The sequence below is a fragment of the Salinicola sp. MIT1003 genome, assembly GCF_001858555.1.
GTDB classification, from domain to species: Bacteria; Pseudomonadota; Gammaproteobacteria; order Pseudomonadales; family Halomonadaceae; genus Salinicola; species Salinicola salarius.
In genome coordinates, this window is the sequence record NZ_MCAP01000055.1 from 51,472 (window position 1) to 77,553 (window position 26,082).

23 protein-coding genes are annotated in these 26,082 nt (G+C 62.9%); 19 read left to right on the forward strand and 4 right to left on the reverse strand.

What is annotated here, in order from left to right:
- The first annotated feature begins 140 nt into the window (after positions 1 to 140).
- Entirely contained in the window at positions 141 to 1,190 is a 1,050-nt protein-coding gene (locus tag BC443_RS14510) for an oxidoreductase (RefSeq protein WP_071232552.1), read from the forward strand.
- 89 nt (positions 1,191 to 1,279) lie between these two features.
- Here the strand turns inward: BC443_RS14510 and BC443_RS14515 are convergent, their stop codons facing one another.
- On the reverse strand, positions 1,280 to 2,881 hold the full coding sequence (locus tag BC443_RS14515) for an altronate dehydratase family protein (protein WP_071232553.1): 1,602 nt from the start codon (positions 2,879 to 2,881) through the stop codon (positions 1,280 to 1,282).
- A 210-nt stretch (positions 2,882 to 3,091) separates the two neighbouring features.
- On the opposite strand from BC443_RS14515, the gene BC443_RS14520 reads away from it, so the two are divergent.
- Both BC443_RS14520 and BC443_RS14525 read left to right on the forward strand, forming a co-directional pair.
- On the forward strand, positions 3,092 to 4,042 hold the full coding sequence (locus BC443_RS14520) for a LysR family transcriptional regulator (protein WP_071232554.1): 951 nt from the start codon (positions 3,092 to 3,094) through the stop codon (positions 4,040 to 4,042).
- A 109-nt stretch (positions 4,043 to 4,151) separates the two neighbouring features.
- The gene (locus BC443_RS14525; RefSeq protein ID WP_071232555.1) at positions 4,152 to 4,517 is read left to right on the forward strand and encodes a hypothetical protein; all 366 of its coding nucleotides are present in this window, start codon (positions 4,152 to 4,154) and stop codon (positions 4,515 to 4,517) included.
- Between the two features lie 141 nt (positions 4,518 to 4,658).
- On the opposite strand, the gene nudE is transcribed toward BC443_RS14525, so the two are convergent.
- Positions 4,659 to 5,252, reverse strand: coding sequence for an ADP compounds hydrolase NudE (gene nudE, locus BC443_RS14530; protein WP_071232556.1), 594 nt, complete (start codon positions 5,250 to 5,252; stop codon positions 4,659 to 4,661).
- A gap of 141 nt (positions 5,253 to 5,393) precedes the next feature.
- On the opposite strand from nudE, the gene BC443_RS14535 reads away from it, so the two are divergent.
- From BC443_RS14535 to rsd, 8 genes are all read left to right on the forward strand, one after another.
- Entirely contained in the window at positions 5,394 to 6,053 is a 660-nt protein-coding gene (locus BC443_RS14535; RefSeq protein WP_071232557.1) for an HAD-IA family hydrolase, read from the forward strand.
- A gap of 47 nt (positions 6,054 to 6,100) precedes the next feature.
- Complete coding sequence (locus BC443_RS14540; protein WP_071232558.1) at positions 6,101 to 6,493, forward strand: S4 domain-containing protein; 393 nt, start codon at positions 6,101 to 6,103, stop codon at positions 6,491 to 6,493.
- A gap of 100 nt (positions 6,494 to 6,593) precedes the next feature.
- On the forward strand, positions 6,594 to 7,466 hold the full coding sequence (gene hslO, locus BC443_RS14545) for an Hsp33 family molecular chaperone HslO (protein WP_071232559.1): 873 nt from the start codon (positions 6,594 to 6,596) through the stop codon (positions 7,464 to 7,466).
- 185 nt (positions 7,467 to 7,651) lie between these two features.
- Entirely contained in the window at positions 7,652 to 9,235 is a 1,584-nt protein-coding gene (locus BC443_RS14550) for a phosphoenolpyruvate carboxykinase (protein ID WP_071232560.1), read from the forward strand.
- A 241-nt stretch (positions 9,236 to 9,476) separates the two neighbouring features.
- A complete protein-coding gene (locus tag BC443_RS14555; RefSeq protein ID WP_071232654.1) occupies positions 9,477 to 11,855 on the forward strand; it encodes a Tex family protein in 2,379 nt (792 codons plus the stop codon).
- Positions 11,856 to 12,133: 278 nt separating this feature from the next.
- Positions 12,134 to 13,702 (forward strand): glutamate--cysteine ligase, encoded by a 1,569-nt coding sequence (gene gshA / locus BC443_RS14560; RefSeq protein WP_071232655.1) that lies wholly within the window; start codon positions 12,134 to 12,136, stop codon positions 13,700 to 13,702.
- Positions 13,703 to 13,820: 118 nt separating this feature from the next.
- Complete coding sequence (locus tag BC443_RS14565; protein WP_071232561.1) at positions 13,821 to 14,375, forward strand: disulfide bond formation protein B; 555 nt, start codon at positions 13,821 to 13,823, stop codon at positions 14,373 to 14,375.
- A 66-nt stretch (positions 14,376 to 14,441) separates the two neighbouring features.
- The gene (gene rsd, locus BC443_RS14570; protein WP_071232562.1) at positions 14,442 to 14,954 is read left to right on the forward strand and encodes a sigma D regulator; all 513 of its coding nucleotides are present in this window, start codon (positions 14,442 to 14,444) and stop codon (positions 14,952 to 14,954) included.
- A gap of 190 nt (positions 14,955 to 15,144) precedes the next feature.
- Here rsd and BC443_RS14575 read toward each other — a convergent pair whose 3' ends face one another.
- Positions 15,145 to 15,801 (reverse strand): HAD family hydrolase, encoded by a 657-nt coding sequence (locus BC443_RS14575; protein ID WP_071232563.1) that lies wholly within the window; start codon positions 15,799 to 15,801, stop codon positions 15,145 to 15,147.
- 293 nt (positions 15,802 to 16,094) lie between these two features.
- Here BC443_RS14575 and BC443_RS14580 point away from each other — a divergent pair, with 293 nt between their 5' ends.
- The gene (locus BC443_RS14580; RefSeq protein ID WP_071232656.1) at positions 16,095 to 16,595 is read left to right on the forward strand and encodes an RNA pyrophosphohydrolase; all 501 of its coding nucleotides are present in this window, start codon (positions 16,095 to 16,097) and stop codon (positions 16,593 to 16,595) included.
- 150 nt (positions 16,596 to 16,745) lie between these two features.
- The gene (gene ptsP, locus BC443_RS14585) at positions 16,746 to 19,007 is read left to right on the forward strand and encodes a phosphoenolpyruvate--protein phosphotransferase (protein ID WP_071232564.1); all 2,262 of its coding nucleotides are present in this window, start codon (positions 16,746 to 16,748) and stop codon (positions 19,005 to 19,007) included.
- Here the strand turns inward: ptsP and BC443_RS14590 are convergent.
- Positions 18,998 to 19,771 (reverse strand): NRDE family protein, encoded by a 774-nt coding sequence (locus BC443_RS14590; protein WP_071232565.1) that lies wholly within the window; start codon positions 19,769 to 19,771, stop codon positions 18,998 to 19,000. The genes ptsP and BC443_RS14590 overlap by 10 nt on opposite strands.
- 286 nt (positions 19,772 to 20,057) lie before the next feature.
- On the opposite strand from BC443_RS14590, the gene BC443_RS14595 reads away from it, so the two are divergent.
- The 6 genes from BC443_RS14595 to BC443_RS14620 all read left to right on the forward strand — a co-directional run bounded on the left by BC443_RS14595 (position 20,058) and on the right by BC443_RS14620 (position 25,866).
- The gene (locus BC443_RS14595) at positions 20,058 to 20,849 is read left to right on the forward strand and encodes a sulfite exporter TauE/SafE family protein (RefSeq protein WP_139284336.1); all 792 of its coding nucleotides are present in this window, start codon (positions 20,058 to 20,060) and stop codon (positions 20,847 to 20,849) included.
- Between the two features lie 172 nt (positions 20,850 to 21,021).
- Complete coding sequence (lgt, locus tag BC443_RS14600) at positions 21,022 to 21,828, forward strand: prolipoprotein diacylglyceryl transferase (RefSeq protein ID WP_071232566.1); 807 nt, start codon at positions 21,022 to 21,024, stop codon at positions 21,826 to 21,828.
- Between the two features lie 113 nt (positions 21,829 to 21,941).
- Complete coding sequence (locus BC443_RS14605) at positions 21,942 to 22,736, forward strand: thymidylate synthase (RefSeq protein WP_071232567.1); 795 nt, start codon at positions 21,942 to 21,944, stop codon at positions 22,734 to 22,736.
- Positions 22,733 to 23,275, forward strand: coding sequence for a dihydrofolate reductase (locus tag BC443_RS14610; RefSeq protein WP_071232568.1), 543 nt, complete (start codon positions 22,733 to 22,735; stop codon positions 23,273 to 23,275). Before BC443_RS14605 ends, BC443_RS14610 begins: the two co-directional genes overlap by 4 nt.
- Positions 23,276 to 23,398: 123 nt before the next feature.
- Positions 23,399 to 24,322 carry a ProQ/FINO family protein gene (locus BC443_RS18365; RefSeq protein WP_247643297.1) on the forward strand — a complete coding sequence of 308 codons (924 nt, stop codon included), beginning with the start codon at positions 23,399 to 23,401 and terminating at the stop codon, positions 24,320 to 24,322.
- Between the two features lie 431 nt (positions 24,323 to 24,753).
- On the forward strand, positions 24,754 to 25,866 hold the full coding sequence (locus BC443_RS14620) for a porin (RefSeq protein WP_071232569.1): 1,113 nt from the start codon (positions 24,754 to 24,756) through the stop codon (positions 25,864 to 25,866).
- The last annotated feature ends 216 nt before the right edge of the window (positions 25,867 to 26,082 follow it).

Here is a 26,082-nt window from a genome sequence, read left to right on the forward strand (position 1 = left end):
GGCGAGCGTTGAATCCTGTGAGCCAACTCCACCGTTTGGGGTAAATCATTACTTTCGTGGATGCGATACCCTAAGAAACACTCACGCCTCGCTGGGTTTTTCAGCGAAGCCATCAGAAATTCATCTCTAAGGGACGCAGCATGAAGGGATGCATCCGTGTGGGGTTGGTCGGCTATGGCATGGCCAGCAAACGGTTCCACGCGCCTTTGATCACCGCGCAGGACGGGCTTTCACTGGTTGCCGTGGCGAGCCGGGACGCCGACAAGGTTCATGCCGACTGGCCGAGCGTGCCGGTAGAACCAACGCCGCAGGCGCTGTTCGCTCGCGACGATATCGATCTGGTCGTCATTCCCACGCCGAATGCGACGCACTACTCGCTGGTCAGCGAGGCGCTGGCTGCAGGCAAACACGTCGTCGTCGACAAGCCGTTCACCGTGACGCTGGATGAAGCTCGCAAGCTGTGCGATCAGGCCGCCAAGACCAAGCGCTTGCTGTCGGTCTTTCACAACCGGCGCTGGGACTCGGATTTCCTGACTGTGCGCAATCTCATCGACAGCCAGTCGCTGGGCCGAATCGTGCATTTCGAGTCGCATTTCGATCGCTTCCGCCCGGATGTCGCGCAGCGCTGGCGTGAAGACCCTGCCCCCGGCGCCGGCGCCTGGTTCGATCTCGGCTCCCACCTGCTCGATCAGGCCCTGGTGCTGTTCGGTACGCCGGAGGCGATCTCGCTCGACCTGGCCTGCCAGCGCGAGGGGGCCAAGGTCGACGACTACTTCCATGCGATCCTGCGTTACCGGGAATGCCGGGTGATCCTGCATGGCGGTACGCTGGTGTCGGCGCCGGGAGCGCGCTTCACGATACACGGCACGCGGGCCAGCTACGTCAAGCACGGCCTCGACCCGCAGGAGGACATGCTCAAGCGCGGCGACCGCTTGCCCTCGCCGCACTGGGGAGAGGATTGGCGTCACGGCATGATGACGATCGGCCAGGTACGCGAGGGCATTCAGCCGGAACTGCACGAGGTGCCGACCCTGCCCGGGGACTACCTGGCCTACTACGCCGGCGTTCGCGATGCCATTCGCAACGGCTCGCCGCTTCCTGTGACGGCGGAAGCCGCGCTGGAGGTGATACGGGTGCTGGAGGCCGGCATCCAGAGCGCCGAGTCGGGGCAGTTCGTCAGCCTGACGTAACGCGCCCTTCGAAATGGTTGTGGTGTATCCGAAACGACCCGAGCCAGCATCTGCTGGCTCGGGTCGTTTGCTCTCGACGGACTTGCATCTCAGGTAATGACGCCGATCTGCCAGGGCACGAACTCCTGTTGGCCGTAGCCATGACGTTCGCTGCGGCTGCGCTCGCCGGAGGCCAGCGTCAGAAAGCGCTGAAATATCTGCTCGCCCAGCTGTTCCATCTCGATCTCACCGTCGATCAGTGCCCCGCAGTTGATATCCATGTCGTCCGATTGATGGCGCCACAGCGCGCTGTTGGTGGAAAGCTTCATGGAGGGGACCGGCGCGCAGCCGAAGGCGCTGCCGCGGCCGGTGGTGAAGGCGATGAGGTTGCAGCCGCTGGCGACCTGGCCGGTAACCGATACCGGATCGAAGCCGGGGGAGTCCATGAAGGCCAGGCCGCGTTCGCGCATGGGTTCGGCGTACTCGAGAACCTCGACCAGCGGTGTGGTGCCGGCCTTGGCCACCGCGCCCAGCGACTTCTCGAGAATCGTGGTCAGGCCGCCGGCCTTGTTGCCGGCCGACGGGTTGTTGTCGAGCGAAGCGCCGCGAACCCGGCAGAACTCCTCCCACCAGTGGATACGCTCGATCAGCTTGTGGGCCACGGCGGGGGTGACCGCCCGGCGCGTCAGCAGGTGTTCGGCGCCGTAGACTTCCGGTGTTTCGGCCAGCACCGCACTCCCGCCGTGGGCGATCAGCCGGTCCACGGCGGCGCCCAAGGCAGGGTTGGCGGTGATGCCGGAGTAGCCGTCGGAGCCACCGCACTGCAGCGCGACCCGCAGATGTTCGACCGAGCAGGGTGTCCGTTCGACCTGGTTGGCTTCGTTCAGCAGTTGCTCGATATGGCGGATGCCCTCGGCGATCGCTTTGGTGGTGCCGCCGATCTGCTGGATAGTAAAGGGATGCAGCCTGGGGCCGGGCTTCAGCCCCTGGGACTCGATCAGCGCGTCGATCTGATTGGTCTCGCAGCCGAGGCCGATGACCAGCACGGCAGCGAAGTTGACGTGGCGCGCGTAGCCGGCGAGCGTACGCCGCAGCATCTCCAGCGCTTCGCCATCCGCGGCCACCGCGCAGCCTACGCCGTGAGTCAGTGCGACCACGCCATCCACGTTGGGGTAGGGCGCCATCGCCGCGGGATGAACGTCGCGCCGGAAATGGTCGGCGATGGCGTGAGCGACCGTGGCGGAGCAGTTGACCGAGGTGAGAATGCCGATGTAATTGCGCGTGGCGACACGGCCATCCGCTCGTTGAATCCCCATGAAGGTGGCCGCCGGGGAGATCCGCTCGACGGGCGTGACCTCGCTGCCGATGGCATAGTCTTTCGAATAGCCCTTCGAATAGCCCTCCACATCGCCCTGTTCCTGACCGGCGCCTTCCAGGTCGCCGATGCTGAGGTTATGGACGTGGACATGATCGCCGGGCGCGATGGGGCGGGTGGCGCAGCCGATGATCTGACCGTAGCGGCGAATCATGTCCCCGCTGTTCAGGGCGCGAATGGCGATCTTGTGGGCGGCAGGCACGGCATCTGTCAGGATGACGTCCGGCAGGACTTCGGTACCCTTGGGCAATGGCGTGCGTGCGATGACGACATCATCGCGTTCGTGCAAGCGGATGATCGAGGCGGGGGCCTCGGTGGTGTGTTCGATCAGTGCCATGAGTTGGCTCCTCGGGCGGCTTGTGCCACTTTGGTCTATGCGGCTTCGGCTCAAAGCCTTTTCTAATCAGTTATTTATTATGATTCGGTAGCCACACCCTATCCGGTCACGGTGCGCTCCACCACTGAGAGTTGCTGATCGAGTGATAACGATCGTGCATTCGCCCAAAGTCTCAATTCTTGATCGCGTCGCAAGCGAGAGGAGTCGTCGATGCCCCCGACGCTGGAAACCCTGATGTCGCGTCTGCGCTTGCGCCAGCTGCGCCTGCTGATGGCGCTCGACGAGTGCGGCTCCATTCACAAGGCCGCCGAGCAGGTGGCGATTTCCCAGCCCGGCGCGACACGGGCGCTGAACGAGATCGAGTCGACGCTGGGCGCGCCATTGTTCCTGCGCAGCGCACGGGGATTGGAAGCCAACGATCTGGGGCGCTGCGTGGTGCGCTACGCGAGGCTGATCCAGACCGATGTGGCGCATCTGCGCGAGGAGATGATCGGTATCCAGCAGGGCTTCGGCGGGCATCTGGCGGTGGGGGGAACGATGGGCGCCATCGCGGCGATAGTCGAGGCCGTCGTCAAGGTGCGCGCCGAGCAGCCTTCGCTGTCGTTGCAGGTGATCGAGGATACCAGCGAGGGGCTGCTGCGCCTGCTCGATCAGGGGCGGATCGATGTCGCCCTGTGTCGTTCCAACTTCGGGCGGCGTCCGGGCGATTACCATTGCCACGGGTATTTTCCCGAACCGCTCTGGGTGGTCGCCAATCCTGCGCACCCGCTGGTGAAGGTCGAAGCGCCCGATTTCATCGCCCTGGCCAGGCAGGCATGGATCGTTTATCCCGTCAGCATGCCGAGGATGCTGGAGCAGGAGTTCGTCGCGGCGGGCCTCTCGCAGCCGGTACAGTCGATCGAGATCTCGTCGACCTACGCCATCCTGGCCATGCTGGAACGGGACGATGGGGTGCTGGCGCTGCTGCCGGAACGTATCGCGCGGGAGCAGGTGGCGCGGGGTCACGTGGCGCGGGTGAACTATCTTTTCAAAACGCGCAATCCCGCTTTCGAGCTGCTCTGGCGTCGTGATCGGGAGCTGTCGCCGGCAGCCCGGCGATTTATCGAATGTTATGACAACGAGAGGAAAGTGGCCGCCAACATTTGCCAAGTGCCGGATTAATGTCTAGGTTTTGTATAGATTGCTTAGGGTAAGCTCTTGTGACACGGGCAGCATTGGCAACGGTTGCCGGGATCGTGTTGCGAGCCAGGATGAATTATGGAGGATTCACATGAAAAAGCTTAACGCAGCCATTTTTGCCGCCTTGATTGCTCTGCCGACTGCTGGCGCCTTCGCTCAGGAGCAGGCGCCAAGCGTCAGCCCGGAAACGGGTTCGGCCAATACCCAGTCTGGTGGCTCTTCGCCCACCAAGGTTCAGGGAGGTTCCGCTGCCGGCGAGACGAATGGTTCGCTGCCGTCGGAGAACAACCTGCCTGACGACGACAATGCTCAGACGGGTTCTGCCAATACCCAGCCGGGCAGCCTGAAGGCCGAAGGCGGTACCGCCCAGGATACTTCCGCTGCGCAAGGGCCGATGGAAGACGATATGGAAGGTAACCACGGCATCGACTCCGCGCAGGATGTGAATCCCGACTGATAGGATTATCGCTTCGCGATAGAAGCGTTCGAAACTAGTATTACTGTTCGACCCTCGTCCCGCTCAGCGGGGCGGGGGTCGTTTTCTTGTTATGTGTCGGGAGACCGGAGAGATGGACCGCTCGCGGCTGCGGCGATGTCCTCACCACCAGTTGTCGGACTCGCGTTCGCTGCGCAGCTTCTCTCGGGCGATGAAAAGTGCTGCGACGGCGCGCCCTTCGTGGAAATCGTCGCGAGCCAGCAAGCCGGTTATGTCGTCGATGGCGTGCGTTTCGACGATCAATGGTTCGGGCTCGTCTCCCTCCAGCCGCCTTTCGTAGAGATCGCTGGCCAGCATCACCTGCATGCGGTGATTCATGTAGTTGGGTGCCAGCGACAGCTCTACCAGCGGCTCGATGCGGTTGGCGCCGAAGCCGCACTCTTCCATGAGTTCCCGATTGGCGGCCGTGATGATGTCTTCGCCCGGGTCGACCAATCCCTTGGGCAGGGTGAGCATATATTCATCGAAACCCGCTGCGTATTCGCGGATCAGCAGTACATGATCGGGGTCCGGTATCGCCACCACCATCACCGCACCGCGTCCCTTGCCTTTCAAACGTTCGAATGTTCGCTGCTCGCCATTGGCGAAGCGCAAATCGAGTGATTCGATCGCAAACAGTTCGCTCTGGGCCATATGGCGCCGCTCGAGAATCGTCGGCTTGGTCAAGGGTAACGAGGGAGAGTCTGTCGGCGCCATGGGGCCTCCGTGCATCGGGCGGGTTGCACTGGGTACAATAATCGACGCCTGCCCGTGTGGGAAATGTCCATTCTTCGCCTAAGCGACAATGACGACACCCAACGGGATTCCCTTTCCGTCCGATTGCCGAGGTATCGCCCAATGATCGACTGGAATGCCATCGATACCGTTTTTCTGGATATGGACGGTACGTTGCTCGATCTGCACTTCGATAGCCATTTCTGGCTGGAGCATCTGCCGCGTCGCTACGTCGAGCTGCATCGTCTCGACGACTCGCATCGCACCGCGCTGGAGACTCGGATTCTCGAGTCCCGCGGAACGCTGGACTGGTACAGCCTGGCGCACTGGAGTCGCGAACTGTCGCTGGATATCGTCGCGCTCAAACGCGAGGTTGCGCACCTGATCGGCTGGCGCGCCGACGCGCTGGCATTCATGGAGTGGCTCAAGGCCGCGCCGGTGGATGTCGTGCTGGCGACCAACGCCGACCGCGAGAGTCTCGGGCTCAAGCTGCCGTTGACCGGCCTGGACCGCTATGTCGACCGTATCGTCTCTTCCGCGGACGTGGGGGCGCCCAAGGAGCAGCCGGCGTTCTGGGACGCGATGCAGGCCTTGCATCCGTTCGACCCCGCACGCAGCCTGTTCGTCGATGACAATGCCGACGTGCTGGCGTGCGCCCGGGATTACGGCATTCGCCACCTGCTGGGCATCCATCAGCCCGACAGCCGCAAGCCCGGTAGTTCGCATCCGGCATTCACCGTCGTCGATCGCTTCGCGTCACTGCTGCCCGAAACGCCGGCTTGAAGCCATGGACAGCGACCCCCATCTACGCAGGTCGAGGTGACAGATCCATGAGTGAAACGGTTCGTATCGATAAATGGTTGTGGGCGGCGCGATTCTTCAAGACGCGCCAGCTGGCCAAGAAAGCGATCGAAGGCGGCAAGGTCCGCTACAACGGCAATCGCGTCAAGACCAGCAGGAATGTCGAGGTCGGGGCGCTGATCGAGGTGCCGCAAGGCTGGGACAACGCGACCGTCGAGGTCCTGGCGCTGTCCGACCAGCGCCGCGGCGCGCCCGAGGCGCAGCAACTCTATGCCGAAACCCCCGACAGCATCGACCGTCGCGCGCGGGAAGCGCATCAGCGAAAGCTGGCCAATCAGGTGATGCAGCCACCGATCAAGCGACCGGACAAGCGCCAGCGTCGCGATATCCACCGCTTCCAGCGTCAACAGACCGACGACTGAACGTCTGGCGCACTGGCGCCGTGAGCTGCCTGCCAACCCCCTATCTGCCATTGCCGGGCGATCCTCAGCGATTCGCCCGGCATCCGACGAGACATGATTCATGAACGATGAAATCCAGCGTTTTCTATTCGACGATACCAATGTACGCGGCGAGATCGTGCAACTGGAGTCCGCCTACCGGGAAGTGCTCGAGCGCCAGGATTACCCCGAGCCGATCCGCTATCAGCTGGGAGAGCTGTTGAGCGCCGTGGCCCTGCTGACCGAGACGGTCAAGCTCGATGGCACCGTCAGCCTGGAAATCCGGGGCAAGCAGGGCGTCGATGTGCTGATGGCCGAATCCAATCCGGGCGGTCAGCTGCGGGCCATCGCCCGCTATGACGAGAATCAGGTATTCGCCGACAACGCCACGCTGCGACAGCTGGTCGGCGACGGCCAGATCGTGATCACCCTCGATCCTGCCGAGGGCAATCGCTATCAGGGCATCGTGGCGCTGGAACACGATCACCTGGCGAGCTGCCTGGAAGCCTACTTCGCGCAGTCGGAGCAGCTGGCGACGCGCCTGTGGCTGAGCGCCGACGGCCAGCGCAGCGCCGGTCTGCTGCTGCAGCAGCTGCCGGACGATACCTCCAACAAGGATCCCGATGCCTGGGAGCGTGTCGTTCATCTGGCCTCCACGATCACCGACGACGAAATGCTGACGTTGCCGGCCCAGGACGTGCTGTATCGGCTGTTCCATGAAGAAACCACGCGGGTCTTCGCGCCCAAGGCGCTGGCGTTCGGCTGCACCTGCTCGCGGGAGCGGATCGCCAATGCCCTGCATACCTTTGGCGCCGATGAGCTGCGCAGCATTCTGGACGAGCAGAAGGCGATCGATACGCAGTGCCATTTTTGTCATACCCGGTACCATTTTAGTGCGGCAGAAATCGAGGCGATCATCGACTCGCCACAGGCGCCATCGCCGACACTTCACTGATTCTGCCGTTCGCCGAGGCCCGGGCTTCGATCAAGGCGGCATTGGCATCGAGCGTCCTGCGTTTGCGCGTCGGGCGCTTTTTGCCATAATGACGATCCTTTTTCGCCCGCCAGGCGTCGCAGCGGCGGGCCTTCGACGCTGTGAAACGACACGAAAACAGAGGCCTCAGGGCCCAGGACCGGATAATGACCACCTCTCAAGCCTCGTTCCAGGCTGCCAATGATTCCCGCCACGCGAAAGCGCATACCAATTTGACCACGGCCGAGCTGGTCGAATATGCCCTCGCAAGAGGAGAAGGCGTGCTGGCCGCCAATGGTGCATTGGTGGTGGAGACAGGCGAGCGCACCGGCCGGTCCACCCTGGATCGCTTCATCGTCGACGAGCCCTCCACGTCGGATCTGATCGACTGGGGGCAGGTCAATCGCCCGGTCGGACCGAGCGTATTCGATGCGCTGTGGGAGCGGGTCGAGGACTATCTGGCGGGTGGCGATACCTTCGTCTCCGAGCTACATGTCGGCGCCGATCCGGAGTACTACCTGCCGATTCGTGTCATCACGCAGAAGGCCTGGCACAACCTCTACGGTCGCAACCTTTTCGTGCGCCCCGACAACTGGAATCCGAAGGACAAGAGCGAGTGGACGGTGCTGAGCGCGCCCGATTTCGTCTGCGACCCGCAGCGCGACGGTACGCGTTCCGAAAGCACGGTGATGATCAATTTCGCGCGTCGTCGGGTGCTGCTGGCCGGCATGCGTTATGCGGGCGAGATGAAGAAGGCGATGTTCTCGGTGCAGAACTTCCTGTTGCCGGAGAAGGACGTGCTGCCGATGCACTGCAGCGCCAATGTCGGCGAGGATGGGGAAACCACGCTGTTCTTCGGGCTGTCCGGCACCGGCAAGACGACGTTGTCGGCGGATCCGGAACGCTATCTCATCGGCGACGACGAGCATGGCTGGGGCGAAGGCACCGTCTTCAACTTCGAAGGCGGCTGCTATGCCAAGACCATCGATCTGTCGCGCAAGAACGAGCCGATCATCTGGGACGCCATCCGTTTCGGCACCGTGCTGGAAAACGTGGTGCTGGCAGAGGATCGGGTGCCTGACTATGCCGACGACAGCCTGACCCAGAACGGACGCGCCGGCTATCCGCTGGAGTTCGTCGAGAAGCGGGTCGAGGAAAACCGCGCCGGCGAGCCGAGCGCGATCATCTTCCTGACCTGCGACATGAGCGGCGTGCTGCCGCCGGTTTCGCTGCTCTCCAAGGAAGCGGCGGCCTATCACTTCCTGTCCGGCTACACCGCCAAGGTCGGCTCGACCGAGATGGGCTCCGCCAGCGGCCTCGAGGCGACGTTCTCGACCTGCTTCGGGGCACCGTTCTTCCCGCGCCCGGCACATGAGTACGCCGACCTGCTGATCAAGCGCATCGAGGCCTTCGAGTCTCGTGTCTACCTGGTCAATACCGGCTGGAGTGGCGGGGCTTACGGCCAGGGCGGCAGCCGCTTCAGCATTCCGACGACTCGCGCCATCATTCGCGCCATCCAGGAAGGCGACCTGAAGGATATCGAGACCCGGCATATCGAAGGGCTCAATCTCGACGTGCCGCTGGCGGTGGACGGGGTCGACGCCAAGCTGCTCGATCCGCGTGATGCCTGGAGCGACCAGGAGGCGTACCGTGAACAGATGAATGCGCTGGTGGCCAAGTTCATCGCCAACTTCACCAAGTTCGACGATGTCGATGCCGTGATCCTGGCGGCCGGCCCGCAGACGCTCTGACGTCTGTCGTCTATCTGGAGCTGTAGACGTTCTGGCGCCTGTAGATACTCTGGCGCCTGTAGACACGCCGGCGCCTGTTCGAGACGGATTCGTCGAGCTGCTGCCGCGAGCCGTGCGGTATCTGACGGGGATGGCCATCGGCCATCCCCGTCTGGTTTGTGCGACTTCGATACCTCTGGAGTGTGAGCCTCTCGCGCCGGTGTGCTAACGTGGCGCGATCCTACCTATCGTGATGGTTTTCATGTCCAAGACTCAAACCGCAATCATTGCGTTGATCGCCGATGAGCTCGGCGTTCGCTCCAATCAGGTCAATGCCGCCGTCGAGCTGCTGGATGGCGGCGCCACCGTTCCGTTCATCTCCCGTTACCGCAAGGAGGCCACCGGCGGTCTCGACGATGGTCAGCTGCGTGCGCTCGAAGAGCGCTTGCGCTATCTGCGCGAGATGGAGGAGCGTCGCGAGGCGATCCTGCAGGCGATCGACGAGCAGGGGCAGATGACCGATGCGCTGCGCGCCGAGCTAAAGGCAGCCACTACCAAGCAGCGGCTGGAAGATCTCTATCTGCCCTATCGCAAGAAGCGCCGGACCAAGGCGCAGATCGCCCGGGAGGCGGGGCTGGAGCCGTTGGCGGACCGGCTGTTGGCCGATCCCGGCCTCGACCCGGATGGCGAAGCGGCGGCGTTCATCGATAGCGCCACCGGCGAGAGCCATGGCATCGAGGATGCCAGGAGCGCGCTGGACGGGGCCAAGCAGATCCTGATGGAGCGCTTCAGCGAAGAGGCCGAGCTGGTCGGCCGGCTGCGCGAACGATTGTGGGAAGACGGCCAGCTTCGCGCCCGGGTGGTCAAGGGCAAGGAGACCGAAGGCGCCAAGTTCTCCGACTACTTCGAGCATGACGAAAATCTCGCCAGGACGCCGTCGCACCGGGCGCTGGCGATGTTCCGCGGACGCAAGGAGGGCGTGCTGTCGCTCTCGCTGGCGATGGCGGGAGAAGACGAGGCACCGATCCACCCCGCCGAGGTGGCGATCGCGCGCCATGTCGGCATTGATCTCGGCGCCGAGCAGCCCGCTTCGCGCTGGTTGAAGGAGGTGGTTCGCTGGAGCTGGCGCGTCAAGCTCTACACCCATCTCGAAACCGAATTGATGGGGCGGCTGCGGGAGCGGGCCGAGCAGGAGGCGATCGATGTGTTCGCTGCCAACCTCAAGGATCTGCTGCTGGCGGCGCCGGCCGGACCGCGCACCACGCTGGGGATCGATCCCGGTCAGCGCACCGGATGCAAGGTCGCGGTGGTCGATGCCACCGGTCGCTTTCTCGAGCAGGCGGTCATCTACCCGCATGCGCCGCAGAAACGCTGGGACGAAGCGCTGGCGACGCTGGCCGATCTGGTCGAGCGCCACGAGGTATCGCTGGTCGCGATCGGCAACGGCACGGCCAGCCGCGAGACCGATAAGCTCGCCGCCGAGCTGGTCAAGCGCGTGGCGCCGCGCCAGGTTGCCAAGGTCATGGTCAGCGAGGCCGGCGCCTCGGTCTATTCCGCGTCGGAGCTGGCGGCACGGGAGTTTCCCGATCTCGATGTCTCGATTCGTGGCGCGGTCTCGATTGCCCGGCGCCTGCAGGATCCGCAGGCCGAGCTGGTCAAGATCGATCCCAAGTCGATCGGCGTCGGCCAGTATCAGCACGATGTTTCCCAGGTCAATCTGTCCCGCAGTCTCGAGGCGGTGGTCGAAGATTGCGTCAATGCCGTGGGCGTGGATCTCAACACCGCCTCCAGCGCGCTGCTGTCTCGGGTGTCCGGGCTGAGCAAGATGCTCGCCGACAACATCGTCGCCCGGCGCGACCGCGAAGGGCCATTTCGCACCCGCCAGGAGCTGCTGAGCGTCGACCGGCTGGGGCCCAAGACCTTCGAGCAGTGCGCCGGGTTCCTGCGCATCATGGGCGGTGACAATCCGCTCGACGCCAGTGCCGTGCACCCGGAAGCCTACCCGCTGGTGGCGCGCATCGCCGAGCGCAACGGCCGCGAGCTGGGCGGCCTGATCGGCGACAGCCGCTATCTGAAGTCGCTCAAGCCCTCGGACTATCTACAAGATGCGCTAGCAGTCGATGACGCGTTCGGGGTGCCGACGGTGATCGACATCCTGGCGGAACTCGACAAGCCAGGCCGCGATCCGCGTCCCGAATTCAAGGCGGCGACGTTCCGCGAAGGCGTCGAGAAGATCGGCGATCTCGAACCCGACATGCTGCTGGAAGGGGTCGTCACCAACGTGACCCATTTCGGAGCGTTCGTCGATATCGGCGTGCATCAGGATGGGCTGGTGCACATTTCCGCGCTGGCCGACAAGTTCGTCGACGATCCGCGTCAGGTGGTGAAGGCCGGCGACATCGTCAAGGTCAAGGTGATGGAGGTCGACGTGGCGCGCCAGCGCATCGGCCTGACGATGCGACTCGGTGACACGGCCGGCGAGAAAACGTCTCCGGGCGAGCGTCGCGCCGGTGGCGGCAAGTCTCGCCGTGGCGACGCAGGGCGAGGGCGGCAGCCCCGTCAGGGTGGCGGTGACCGGCAATCCGCGCAGCCCGGCGGCGCGATGGCCGAAGCGCTGTTGAAGGCACAGCGGCGGACGTAACGACGAACGGAGGCGAAGCCGCTAGTCTCTGTCGGCTTCTGGTCTTGAAAGCCATCGGTCTTGAAAGCCATCGGTCTTGAAAGCCATCGGTCTGGAAAGTCATTAGCCTTGAAAGCGCTACCGTCGGCTCCATAATGAGGTTTTGCTCGAGGCGGACCGGATGGGAGCGATTTCCTTTCGGCATCGTCAACGCACGGACAAACGGGGGAGCAGCGCTCCTCCAACGAGATAAGGTGTTGAGCGTGTCTGATCAACTCGCCACGAACGTCGGCCACTTGATGGCGCCGGCCCAGAAGGGATTGCTTGGTCGTCTACGGCGGGGCATCGAAAAGGAAGGTCTGCGAGTCGACGCGGAGGGTTCCATCGTCCAGACCGCTCACCCGCACGGGCTCGGCTCCAAGCTGACCCACCCGCATATCACGACCGACTACTCCGAGGCACTGCTCGAGTACATTACCCCGGTCTACTGTCGTCCTGCCGATGCGCTCTCGTTTCTGGGCGACCTGGTGCGTTTCACCTATCGCCAGCTCGATGGCGAGTGGATCTGGCCGGCCAGCATGCCGGCGCGACTCCAGGGCAACGACAGCATTCCGATCGCCGACTACGGCACCTCCAACATCGGCACCATGAAGCATGTCTATCGCAAGGGGCTGGATGCGCGCTATGGACGCATCATGCAGTCGATTGCGGGTATCCACTACAACGTGTCGTTGCCGGACGACATCTGGCCGCTGCTGCAGAAGCTGGAAGGCCGCCAGGACGAGTCGTTGCAGGGCTACCGCTCGACCCGCTACTTCGACCTGATCCGCAACTTCCGGCGCAACAGCTGGCTGTTGCTCTATCTGTTCGGCGCCTCGCCGGCGCTGGACCGGAGCTTCCTGGGGGAGGGCGGCGACGATCGCGGCGACAAGCTCCAGCCGCTGGGTGAGAGAACGCTCTACGCACCCTACGCGACCAGCCTGCGCATGTCGGATCTCGGCTACCAGAACAAGGTGCAGGAGCAGTTGAAGATCTGTTTCAACTCGCTTTCCAACTACGTGGGCACGCTGCGCCACGCCATCTCCGCCGAATGGCCGGACTATCGTCGCATCGGCGTGGAGGTCGACGGTGACTGGCGCCAGTTGAACGCCAATATCCTGCAGATCGAGAACGAGTATTACAGCGACATTCGCCCCAAGCGCGTGGCGCGGCACGACGAGACGCCGACCCAGGCTCTGGAGGCGCGTGGCGTCGAGTATATCGAGGTACGCTGCCTCGACCTGAACCCGTTTCTGCCGCTGGGGATCGACGAGCCGCAGATGCGCTTCCTGGATACCTTCCTGCTCTGGTGCCTGCTTTCCGAAAGCCCCTGGATTCCGGACGAGGAGTGCGACCGTCTGGACGACAATCGTCGTCTGGTGGTCGAGCGGGGGCGCGATCCGAACCTGGAACTGCAGATCGGCGATCGTCGCGTGCCGCTGCGCACCCGCGGGCACGAGATCATCGATGGCATGCGCAGGGTCGCCGAGCTGCTGGACGCCATCGAGGGAGATGATCTCCATGTCGCCGCGATCAATGCCATCGCTTTGCGTCTGGACGATCCGGAACTGACGCCCTCGGCACAGATGCTGCGCGCCATGGAGGCGCATGGCGGCGAGTGGGCGGATCTGATTGCCGATCTCGCCAAGGCGCAAGCGGAGCAGTGGCGCTCGACGCCGATGGATGAATCCCGCGCCGAGCTGTTTTCCCAACTGGTCGACACTTCGCATCAGCAACAGCACGACATCGAGGCCGAGGATCAGGTTTCTTTTGCGCAGTTCATCGCCGATTATTTCCAGCGGGCGAGGGAACCTCGTTCGGCAGCGTGAGTCAGTGAACCCGTAAATCGCGAATTCATGACGTTCGACGAAGGTCCTCGAAACCGGCTGTCGTCGAGGTTGGAAAACCGCCGGTGCGATTGCGTTCCGGCATGCAGTGGGAAGGAACATGCAAATCAAGCGTTGGATAGCGCAGGCAAGCGTTCGTCAGTGGTGCGTGCTGGGCCTGTTGATGTGCTGCTTCATGATGGCCGTTGCCCTTTACCTGCAGTATGGCGTCGGTCTCGAACCCTGCCCGCTGTGCATCTTTCAGCGCGTCGCCGTGATATCCGCGGGTATCGTCTTCCTGATCGGTGCGATCCATAATCCCGGACGACGCGGTGGCTTCGTCTATGCCGGGCTCTCTCTGCTCGCCGTGCTGGGCGGAATCGGTGTGGCAGGGCGGCATGTCTGGCTGCAGACCCTGCCGCCGGACAGCGTGCCCAGCTGCGGGCCTGGCCTGGATTACATGATGGATATGTTGCCGCTGTGGGACGTCATGTCCCGGGTGCTGCATGGTTCCGGCGAGTGCGCGGCGGTCGAGGGGGCCCTGTGGGGCGTGACGTTGCCGCAGTGGACATTGGCCGGATTCGTCGTCCTGGGCATCATTCCGGTGATGATGATCGTATCTCGAGTGCGCTACAGTGGTAAGACGGTTCGCGAGCCGGCGGGGCAGGCGTCCTGAAGCAGGATGCCATGTCTCCTGGAAAACACGCGATGAGGGAGAGAGGCGACGAGGGAGAGGCTGATCATGCTGGAAGATTGCAAAACCGCTCAGGAGCGCTGGGGTGGCGTTCATGCACTGATCGATCGATGGCTGGAACAGCGCTATGACATGCTCGTGACGTTGGTCGACCTGCGTGAATTCTGCGATGCCGATCTCTCGGCGGTGTCCAAGACGCGCATCGATACCTTCAGTGAAGCCTTGATGGATTACATCAGCGCCGGGCATTTCGAGATCTACCCGCAGTTGCGAGAAGAGGCCAGGGCCTTCGAGGATCGCGAGGCGCTGGCGGTGGCCGACAAGCTGCTGGCGCGGGTCGATGCCTCGACGCAGCTGGTACTCGATTTCGATAATGAATACGCCACGCCGTCGCGCTGTCAGCGCTACACCGACCGTCTCCCCGGCTGGCTGGAGAAGCTCGGCGGAAGCATGACGGAGCGATTCGATCTCGAGGATCAGCTGATCAGCCGCCTGCATGCGGCGCACACGCCTGTCGACGTAGCCAAGGCGTCGGATGCCCAATCCGTACGGACGGAGTGACCTCGGTGGCAAGTCGATCGTCTTGCCGCTATCGAACAGTAAACCTCGGTCTAACAGTAAACCCCGGTCTAACAGTAAGCCCCGGCCTTGGCCGGGGCTTCTCGGTCTATGTCCTTCCGTTCCTTGCCTCGCCTTTCCGCCGAACCACCGGCTCAGTCCGCCGAATCACCCACTCGGGTGGCGCCGATGGCTATCTCAGCGAAAGCACGCGCCAGTTTCGCTCGTTGGCCAGTGCTCTGAGCTCGTCGTCCGGATCGACCGCCACGGGGGTGGCCACTTCCTCGAGCAGGTAGCGATCATTGATCGAATCGCTGTAGAACCAAGCGTCGTCCAGCGTCAGGGCGGGTTGCTCTTCCAGCCATTGCCGGATTCGCGTGACCTTGCCTTCGCGGTAGCTGGGGATACCTTCGACACGGCCGGTATAGCGCCCGTTTTCGCGCTCCGCTTCAATGGCGATGAGGTCGTCGACCCCCAGACGCTGGGCGATAGGGCCGGTGATGAAGCGGTTGGTGGCGGTGACGATCAGCAGAAAATCCCCGCGCTGACGATGCCAGGCCAGCAATTCTTCGCCCTGCGGCAGGATATGAGGTTCGATCTTGCAAGCCATGAACTGTTGATGCCAGGCGTTGAGTTGCTCTTCGCTATGCTCGCTCAGCGGTTTCAGCGCCATCGACAGATACGCCATGATATCCAGCTGGCCGGCTTGATAGTCCCGTAGATATTGATCGTTGGCGCGACGATAGGCGTCGCCGTCCACGGCACCTTGCTCTACCAGAAATTCGCCCCAGGCATGGTCGCTGTCACAGCTCAGCAGGGTGTTGTCGAGATCGAAGATGGCCAGGCTCAAGGTTGGCTCCCGTTTGCGTACCGCATGTTTTGTGGATCAAGTTGTGGATCAGGAATTCTTGTTGCTCAGGGCATGGGCCCGAGCGCTCGGCAGTATCGCAAACTCCCGCGGCTTTGCCCACGCCGGCCGCGCTCGGGTGCCGGCTTCGGTCGATCGAGTCTTCGTCACCAACGGTGACAGGATAAGACGCCTTCTTTTCAATGTTTTATGGCGGGTTGGCTTAAGGCGTATTGATGCCCTTTCTCGCTTTGTGGAAGAATGATGTCAACGACGATTGAGCTAAGGTGAACGCTGTGATAGACGCCGATGGCTTTCGGCCGAACGTTGGCATCATCATCGCCAACTGTGACGGCCAGCTGCTTTGGGCGCGTCGGGCGGGTCAGGAGGCGTGGCAATTTCCGCAGGGAGGTATCAAGGCTTGCGAGACACCGCAACAGGCACTCTTCCGGGAACTCGAGGAGGAGATCGGGTTGACCTCGAGGGATGTCGATGTGGTGGCCTGTACGCGAGGATGGCTGCGTTACCGTCTCCCCCGACGCATGGTCCGAACGCACTCGAAACCGATCTGTATTGGTCAGAAACAGAAGTGGTTTTTACTGAAAATTCGCTGTCACGACAGTCGGGTTTGTGTCGATAGCACGCCCAAACCGGAATTCGATGGCTGGCGATGGGTAAGTTACTGGTATCCTCTGGGTCAGGTCGTCTCGTTCAAGCGCGAGGTTTACCGGCGCGCGCTACGGGAGCTGGCGCCTGAGTTTCATCGACTGTCACTGGAGGAAATGGCCAGGCTTTAGGGCAAGGCCGCTAACAGGATCCATGGGTGCTCAGCGTGCCCCTGAGACCGGCTTTCGAGGCTCCTGCTTTCGAAGCTCGTATCAGGGGCGGCTGGCGATGCCCGTCCCGATGCCACGACGAGGACCCCCTCGCCCACAAGAAAAAGGCTCATGCTCGATACCCTTCGCCGCATCGTTCAGGAAGTCAACGGCGCCCGCAGCCTGGACGCCGCACTGGCCACCATGGTGCGCCGCATCCGCAAAGCGATGCGCACCGACGTCTGCTCCATCTATCTGTTCGACCGCGAACGCGATCGTCTGGTGTTGATGGACACTATCGGTTTGCGTACCCAGGCCGTGGGTATCGTGACATTGCGCCTTGGCGAAGGGCTGGTCGGTCTCGTTGGTCAGCGGGAGGAGCCGCTGAATCTCGAGGATGCGCCGGGTCATCCACAGTTTCGTTATTTTGCCGAGACCGGAGAGGAGCGTTTTTCGAGCTTCCTTGGCGTGCCTATCATCCACCAGCGCCGGATGCTGGGTGTGCTGGTGGTTCAGCAGCAGGAAAAACGCCGCTTCGACGAAGGTGACGAGGCCTTTCTGGTCACCATGGCGGCGCAGCTGGCCGGCGTGCTGGCCCATGCGCTGGTGTCGGGCACGCTCAACCGTCCCGCCGAGCCCGATGGGCAGGCGATGTTTTCCGGCGTGGCGGCATCGCCGGGGATGGCGATCGGCGAGATCGTGGTGGTCGCGCCGCCGGCGGACCTGGATAGCGTTCCCGATCTGATCCCGACCGATCCGGATGCCGAGGTGGTGCGCCTGCATGCGGCGCTTGCTCACGTCCGCGAGGACATTCGCAAGGCGGGCGCGCGTCTTGCCAGTCGTATTTCCACCCAGGAACTGGCGCTTTTCGATGTCTACCAGCAGATGCTGGGCGATGCCGCACTGGGCAACGAGGTCGAAAAGCGGATTCGCGAAGGGCAGTGGGCGCCGGGGGCGCTGGCCGACGTGGTACGGCGTCACACGCAATATCTGGAGCGCGTCGATGACGGTTATCTTCGCGAGCGGGCGATGGATATTCGCGATCTGGGGCGGCGAGTGCTGGCGCATCTTCAGGAAAGCAACGAACTGACGCCCTCGACGTACCCGGCCAATACCATTCTGGTGGGTGACGAGATCAGTGCGGCAACGCTGGGCGAACTGCCCAGGGGGCGTCTGGCCGCGCTGGTGTCGATCCGGGGTTCCAGCAACTCGCATGTCGCGATCCTGGCGCGGGCCATGGGTATCCCGACGGTGCTGGGCATGGTCGATCTGCCGTTGCCTCGAATCAACGGGGCCAAGGCGATTCTCGACGGCCACCGGGGGCGCTTGTTCGTGCGCCCCGAGCCTCAGCTGGCCAAGCGCTACGAGCGCTTGATCAAGGAGGAACGGGCGCTGGCGGAAGTGCTGGAGCACGAACAGCATCTGCCCAGCGAAACCTCCGATGGTCACCGGATGCCGCTGATGGTCAATACCGGGTTGGCGGTCGATATGGTGGCGCAGCTCAAGCCGCGTGTCAGCGGTGTCGGCCTCTACCGCACGGAAGTGCCGTTCATGATGAACGAACGCTTCCCCAGCGAGCAGGAGCAGACGCGGCTCTATCACGAGCAGCTTTCCAGCTTCGCGCCCCTGCCGGTGGTGATGCGTACGCTCGACATCGGCGGTGACAAGGATCTGCCTTACTTCCCCATCAACGAAGCCAACCCGTTCCTCGGCTGGCGGGGGATTCGCGTTACCCTCGATCATCCCGAAGTGCTGATGGTCCAGATGCGGGCCATGCTCATGGCCTCCCGCGAGCTGGATAACCTGCGAATCCTGTTACCGATGATCACCAGCGTGGACGAGGTCGACACCGCACTGCGCCTGTTGGCACGAGCTCGCGAAGAACTCGCCGAGGATGGCATCGAGGTGGCGTCGCCCAAGGTTGGCGTGATGATCGAAGTACCGGCAACGCTCTACCAGCTTTCGGCGCTGGCGGAGCGCGTCGACTTCTTCTCGGTGGGAAGCAACGACCTGACCCAGTACCTGCTGGCGGTCGATCGCAACAATGCGCGTGTGGCCAGTCTCTACGACGCCTGTCATCCGGCGGTGCTCAACGCGCTGGCACGGCTGGCGGAGGAGAGCCAGCGGCTCGGGGTTCCGGCTTCGGTCTGTGGCGAACTGGCGGGCGATCCTTCCGGCGCGTTGCTGCTGATGGGCATGGGCTTCGAGGCGCTGTCGATGAACGCGCCCAGCCTGCCACGGGTGCGGGCGGCGATCCGCCGCGTCAGTATCGGGGATGCCCGGTCGCTGGTGGCGGAGACGCTCTCCCTGCCCACCACGGCAGTGGTCAGGGCGCACCTGCGCCAGCGGATGACGGACTGGCAGATAGGGCACCTGCTGCCGCCTCAGGATTGATCCGGCGCGCTCGTCGCCAAGCGCGTCATCCTGCCCATCGGCTCGCCGCCGGGGCCGAATCGCTGCTCTTCCAGCGTCGTGTTCCCGGCGCTGACCGTGACCAGGGTCGTCGCCCGTGTCCCGTACGCCTGCCCCTCGATGAACGGTGGCGACAGGAAACGCTCGCGTTCCCGGCCGATACCGGTGTCCGGCAGCTCATCGTCCGGGGCCGGGCGCACGTCACGCATGGCCGGCCACATTCCGACTCGCCAGTCCGGGGCGCTCAGCGATCGTTGCAAGGCGTCGCGGGCGCGAACGAGCTTGGGCCAGGGCGTATCCAGCGTAGCGTTGGAGAGCCCGTGCAGGCCGGGTGCCACGAGTTGCCAGCGAGTCTCGTGACGGCTGTGGTGCAACGTCCAGAGTCGATCCTCCGCCATGACCAGCAGGTTGAAACCGGCATAAGGTTCGGCGCCACCTTCGGCCAGGTCCTCCAGCCACTTCGTCAAATCATCGGTTTCCAGCGCCTGACGGACGAGCTGGCCACGACTGGGGGCGTCGGGGAGTATCGGTGTCAGGCCGTCTCGTACGTTGGTCAGTGCGGCCACGCGGGCGTGCGTCGCCGCGAGCCAGGTACCGCCGCCCACCAGGTCACGACCGCCGATCAGTCCGGCGTCCGGCCATCGGTGCAGGGCCTCGGCCGGTCTGGCATGAAACTCGTCGCGGTTGGCCGCGAGGCGTAACTTCACCGCGGCCCGGGGCTGCCAGTCGAACACGATCAAGCACATGTAGCGGTTTCCCGATGGGTAAGGGGCAATCCGGACGAGAAAGGGGCAATCCGGACGAGGAGGCCGCTGCCATGACACGGCCCTGGCAGCAGCGTAACATAAGCGCGCTAGCGATCCGCGCGCGACGCTCGTGCGATGCCTAGCCACCCGATATCCTGCTTCCGATGCCTCGCTCTCTACAGGACCGCTTCATGCCAGTCTTCACCCTCCCTGCCATTGCCGCGCCGACGGTAGATGCTTCGCTTTCCCCAGTCGATGACGCTATCGCATGGATGGGGAGCATCGAATGCTGACCGCCATCGTGATCTACCTGCTGGTCGGCGCCGCTGCCGGCCTGATGGCGGGCGTATTCGGTATCGGTGGCGGCATCGTCATCGTTCCCGCGCTGGTCTTCACCTTTCTGGCGCAGGGTTTCGATCCTGTCGTGGTCGCGCATCTGGCGGTCGGTACGTCGCTGGCGACGATTGTCGTGACCGGCGCGTCCTCGGCCTGGGGTCACTGGCGCCGGGGCAGTGTGCGCCAGGACTGGCTGCGGTTGATGATCCCGGGGCTCGTCGTCGGCGGCATTCTCGGCGTGCTGCTGGCCTCGGCGTTGCCCGGGCATGCGCTGACGCGTCTGTTCGGTCTTTTCGCAGTGTTGATGGCCCTGAGGATGCTGTTGACGCGCCCGCCGGCGACCCAGGGGCGGGTGCCGCGTCGCTGGCCGATGACGCTCGCCGGAACGGTGATCGGCGGCGTCTCGACCCTGTTCGGCGTCGGCGGCGGCGTCATGTCGGTGCCCTGGCTGTCGCGCTTCACCAGCCGCATGACGGAAGCGGTGGGAACCTCCTCGGCGATCGGCCTGCCGATCGCGCTGATCGGCACCGTGACCAACGTCGTCGTGGGGTGGGGCGAGATGACGCTGCCCGCGGGAGCGACGGGCTACGTGATGTGGCCGGCGTTTCTCGGCCTGATGGTGACCAGCGTGCCGATGGCCCGAGTCGGGGTCAAGGTGGCTCATGCATTGCCTGCCAGGACGCTGCGACGTATCTTTGCCCTCCTGCTGATCGTGGTAGGGATCAAGCTGATGATCGGCTAAGGAAACACTGCATAAATGTCTGCGCAGGTGAATCGGCTTCGTTGCGCGGTGCTCGGAATCCTCACATATAACCCATATGCTCCGGTTCCTGCGCTCCGTGCGCCTTGCGCTTCATCCTGCTCGCCGATTTATTCAGCGTTCCCCCTAACTCTTTCGTAGCCAAGGAGAAAGCATGCTGGCTTACCCCGAGATCGACCCGGTGGCCATTTCGTTGGGCCCGCTCAAGGTGCACTGGTACGGGCTGATGTATGTCATCGGCTTCGTGGGGGCCTGGTGGTTGGGGCGTCGACGCGCCGACCGCCTGGGGCTCAAGCCGGACGACATCGGCGACATGCTGTTCTACGGGGCGCTGGGGGTCGTGCTCGGCGGTCGTATCGGCTATGCCTTGTTCTACGGCCTGGACCGCCTGCTGGAAAACCCGCTGTGGATATTCCAGGTCTGGGACGGCGGCATGAGCTTCCATGGCGGCCTGCTGGGGGTGCTGGTGGCCGCACTGCTGTTCGCGCGCAAGCACGGCCTGGCGTTTTTCCAGCTGACGGATTTCATCGCGCCGCTGGTGCCGATCGGGCTGGGTGCCGGGCGCATCGGCAACTTCATCAATCATGAACTGCCGGGCCGCGTGACCGACGTTCCCTGGGCGCTGGTCTTCCCGGGCATGGGCGGGCAGGGGCGTCACCCTTCTTCGTTGTACCAGTTCTTTCTCGAAGGCGTCGTGTTGTTCGGGGTGCTCTGGGTCGCCTCGCTGACACCACGTCGACGCGGTTTCGTCTCTGGGCTCTTCCTGATCTGCTATGGCGCGTTTCGCTTCCTGTCCGAATTCTTTCGTCGCCCGGATCCGCAGTTGGGCTTCATCGCCTTCGATTGGCTGACCATGGGACAGTTGCTGTCGTTGCCGATGATTCTTGCCGGTATCGCGCTGATCGTCTGGTCGCGGCACAATGGGGTCGACGACGCGCGCAAGGATCGAACCGCCCGCTGAGCGGGGCGCGCCGAGTGAGCGAATGCTCCGATCTTCAGCCGTTTCGAATTTGATAAAGTGTTTTGACAGGCTCTTCTCTCGCGGTGGGCCTGTCACCGTAAAGGAGCGTGCCCATGCGGCCCTATCTCGACTTGATGCAGCGCGTGCTCGACAGCGGCATTGAAAAAGCCGATCGCACCGGTGTCGGTACGCTTAGCGTGTTCGGCCATCAGATGCGCTTCGATCTGCGCGAGGGCTTCCCGCTGGTGACCACCAAGAAGCTCCACTTGCGCTCGATCATCCATGAGTTGCTCTGGTTCCTGCGGGGCGATACCAATATCGCCTACCTGCATGAACACAACGTCACTATCTGGGACGAGTGGGCGGACGCCGATGGCGATCTGGGGCCTGTCTACGGTTACCAGTGGCGCAGCTGGCCGGCACCCGATGGCGAGCATATCGATCAGATCGCCAAGGTGGTCGAGCAGATACGCCGTAACCCGGACTCTCGCCGCCACATCGTCTCGGCCTGGAACCCTGCCCTGGTCGACGAGATGGCGTTGCCGCCTTGTCACGCGCTGTTCCAGTTCTATGTCGCCAACGGCGAGTTGTCCTGCCAGCTCTATCAGCGCAGCGCGGACATCTTCCTGGGCGTGCCGTTCAATATCGCCAGCTATGCGCTGCTGACCCACATGGTGGCGCAGGTCTGCGGGCTGAAGCCCGGCGAATTCGTGCATACGCTGGGGGATGCCCATCTCTATCTCAATCATCTCGATCAGGCCCGGTTGCAGCTGTCCCGCGAGCCATTGCCGCTGCCGAGGTTGAAGCTCAATCCGGCGGTCGATGGTCTGTTCGACTTCCGCTTCGAGGACATCGCGATCGAGGGCTACGAGTCTCACCCATCCATCAAGGCCCCGATCGCCGTATGAACGATGTGAAATCACTGAAGCTGGAAACACCGGTGGCGATGATCGCGGCGATGTCGCGCAATCGCGTCATCGGCGTGGACAACCGCCTGCCGTGGTATTTGCCCGAAGACCTGAAGCGCTTCAAATCCCTCACGCTGGGCAAACCGCTGGTGATGGGGCGCAAGACGTTCGAATCGATCGGCCGTGCGCTGCCGGGACGGCTCAATATCGTGATAACGCGCGATCCTCACTACCAGCGCGAGGGCATTCGGGTGTGTCACTCGCTGGACGAGGCGCTGCAACTCGCCGATCATCAAGCGTTGATCGATGGTGCGGACGAGATCATGGTGATGGGCGGAGGCGAGATCTACCGGCAGGCGCTGGCGGTGGCCGACAGGCTTCATCTCACCGAGGTGGATGTCGAGGTGGAGGGCGATGCCTTCTTCCCGGACGTCGAGCGGGATGAGTGGGAGGAGGTGGAGCGCATTCCCATGGTGTCGCAGCCGGATCGGCCGGATTATGCTTTCGTCCAATATCGCCGCACGCCTGGGTCTGGCTGAGTCGCCAAAGAGGCCACTGCGCCCAAGAAAAATCATGTGCCCGAGCGGGATGGAGTGCCTGTCGTCAGGATGAGCGACGGCGTGTCCCGATGTGGATTGAGAGGACTTGAGAGGAGTTGTGCCGTGTTGACGGATCGAACACAGGCGCTCCTGGCTGCCATCGAGCACCAGGTCGAAGCGGGGCAGGCCGCTTTGGAAGCCGAGAAAGAGCGTTGCCGCGCCCTAGAGGCCGAAAACCGGGCGCTCAAGGAGCGGTTGCTTGCCCTGGCGGAACTGGACCCCATGGTGGTCAAGGGACACGACCATAGCGAAGACCCGGATGGCGGAAGCCGCGCGCGTGGGCTCGGGAATCTGGCCTTCCGACGACCGCGGCCGAAAGAGGGCGAGGCCGCTGCCCGTTCGAATTCGGGGCACCCGGTCTCTCCGCTGCAGCGCCTGACTTCGGCGCCGCCGCTCGATCATTCACCTTCCGAGCCAGCGCAGCAGGAAGAAGGGGAGGTCGCGCAACAACCGGCGGCCACCCGCGCCGAGCCTCCGGCTGATGACGCCGCTTCACGCTCGCCCGCTACGCATTTACCCGCCTCATCGGATGACCCGGTGCCGGCCGAGACACGTTCCGAGCAGCCGCAGAATTCGCTGGCATTTGGTGCCGAGCACGAGGCGCCTTCCCCACATGCATTGCTCGCCCAGTGGTACAAGCGTTATCCCAGGACGTTCTTCAAGGGCCATACGCGACCGCTGAAAACCGGTATCCATCTCGATCTGTGCGAGGTGGAGCCCTGGCCCGAGAAGCTGGTTCGTCGCGCCCTGGCTTGCTACGTGCATCTGCCGCGCTATTTGAAGTCGGTTCGAGAGGGGGCGCGGCGCGTCGATATGGCGGGGGAAGATTGCGAACTCGTTACGGCTGACGAGGCCAAGCATGCCAAGCGGCAGTTGGAAGCCTTGCAGAAGAAACAGAAAGCGCGTGAAACGCAGCAGCGGTCGGAAAAGCTGGATCGAAAGATCGGGGCGCTGCTGGCCAAGCACGGGCAACGCCCACAGGAGTGAACCGGGACCCGCAAGCGTGAACCGGGGCGAGGGCACCGCCGGGCAAGCAGGCCGCATCATTATGAGCCGTTAAACTTTAGTCTTGATGTGGCGGCGAATTGTACGATGTTCTACCGCTTGCACTTGCCTGACTGTGGGGTGTCATGGGATTGTCATCGCCCGAGGCTAGGCTGCGAGCGCCCGGTATCCCCGACTGATGCGTGGCGTGGAAGGGGAAACGGGAGTTCACGCAGGGAACGAAAACAGTGTTTTTTTCTTGTTGCGTTCCACCAACGTCCGGTATATGGTTTCCGGGCGAGCATTGGACAATAACAAGGCTTCCAAGTTCCGCAGCCGTCATTCGTTCGCGTGACGAAGCTGGTTGAAGGTGCCGAAGCCGACTGCATCTGCAGACACGATCGAACAGTAAGCTAGTTAAGGAACCTATCGCGATGAAAAAGACGCTCTTAGCGACTGCTATTGCTGGTGCCCTGGGCGCCTCCGCTGCTGCCCAGGCGGCGACTGTCTACAACCAGGACGGCACGCAGCTCGACATCTACGGCAACATCCAGATTGCCTACAAGTCTATCGATGCTGGTTCTAGCACCGAAGACGAAGTTTTCGACAACGGTTCTACCGTCGGCTTCTCTGGTCAGCACATCATCAACCCGGGTCTGACCGGCTACTTCAAGGCCGAGTTCGAGCACCAGGCCGATGAAGAAAAGATCCGCGGTGGTCTGGATGGTGGTGACCAGGCTTACCTGGGCCTGAAGGGCAACTTCGGTGACGTTCGTCTGGGTTCCTGGGATCCGCTGATCGACGACTGGATCCAGGATCCGATCTCCAACAACGAATACTTCGACGTTTCTGACTCCAACTCTGGTATCAACAAGGTTGGTTCGGACGATCGTGAAGGCGACAAGCTGCAGTACATGTCTCCGGTAATGGGCGGATTCCAGTTCGCACTGGGTACCCAGTACAAGGGTGACGGCGACGAAACCGAATTCGGCGGTTACAGCTTTGATCCGGCTGACGGTTCAGTCGACAACAGCAACTACAGCGTTGACCGCGACAACGATGCCTCTTTCTTCGGCGGTCTGAAGTACGCTGTTGGTGCATTCTCCATCGCCGCTGCCTATGACAACCTCGGCATCTACGACGGTACCGTCACAGAAGCTGGCGCTGACTCAGGCCTGGTAGCGGGTGAAGATTACGATGCTGGCGACCAGTACGGTGTGACTGCTCAGTACACCATCGGTACCCTGCGCATGGCCGCCAAGGTCGAACGTTTCGACGGCGACGAAAGCGATACTGATGCAGACTTCTACGCTCTGGGCGCTCGCTGGGGCTACGGCTACGGCGATCTGTACGGTGCTTACCAGTACATCGACGCTGAAGAGAATTCTTACGTCGTTGAAGGCGATGATGATTCCTTTAATGAAGTCATCCTCGGCGCGACTTACAACATCTCCCCGGCCATGTACACCTTCATTGAAGGCGCAATGTACGACCAGGACTCCGATATCGGTGATGGCGTTGCTGTCGGTGCCGTCTACAGCTTCTAAGCTGAATCCGATTCGAGTGGCTGCTTGAGCCACTCTATCGAACGAAGCCGGCCTCAGGGCCGGCTTTTTCGTGGGTGAAGATTGTCCATTAACGTTTCGACACTTGCCTCTTGCCTCTTGCCTCTTGCCTCTTGTCTCTCCGTTCTGGACCTTCGTTCAGATGTCTTTTCCATGACAGGCTGGTAATCTCTTTTTGAGCGGGCGTTCAATAACCAC